1 protein-coding gene and 1 other RNA gene are annotated in these 523 nt (G+C 70.7%); both read right to left on the minus strand.

The annotated features are described in order from the left end of the window. Positions 1–177: RNase P RNA component class A (rnpB, locus tag D1614_RS28855), an RNA gene on the minus strand; the annotation flags it as partial. Positions 178–207: 30 nt separating this feature from the next. After that, on the minus strand, positions 208–523 hold a 316-nt coding region (locus D1614_RS28860; protein ID WP_147384420.1), incomplete at its 5' end, for a GNAT family N-acetyltransferase.

Below are 523 nucleotides of genomic sequence, written 5' to 3' on the forward strand. Positions count from 1 at the left end.
CGGTGGGCTCTTACCCCACCCTTTCACCCTTCCCGGCCGCGAACGGCCGGCGGTTTGCTTTCTGTGGCGCTATCCCTGGGATCGCTCCCGGCGGGCGTTACCCGCCGCCTTTTCACCGTGGAGCCCGGACTTTCCTCGACGCCCGCAAGCGAGCGCCGCGACCGCCCGGCCGTCTGGTCGGCGCGGAAAGTGATCGCGACCGGCCGTTCAGTCAACCGCGTCGTTCACCCGCCCATAGACGATCTGGTCGCAATAGGCGCCTTTCCAGAGGGCGTAGTCGCGCAGCACGCCCTCGCGCTGGAAGCCGTGGCGTTCGAGCAGGTCGCAGGAGCGGGCGTTGCCGGGCGTGACCATCGCCTCCAGGCGGCGCAACGCCAGCGCCTCGAAACCGAAGGCGACCATCCTGGGCAGCACCTCGGCCATCACGCCCCGCCCCCAGTGCGCCCGCGACAGGTCGTAGGCGATCTCGCCGCGCCGCCCGCGCTGGACGACCACCGCGTTGAAGCCGCAGGTGCCGATCAGG

The organism is Maribellus luteus (genome assembly GCF_003576475.1).
GTDB classification, from domain to species: Bacteria; Bacteroidota; Bacteroidia; order Bacteroidales; family Prolixibacteraceae; genus Draconibacterium; species Draconibacterium luteum.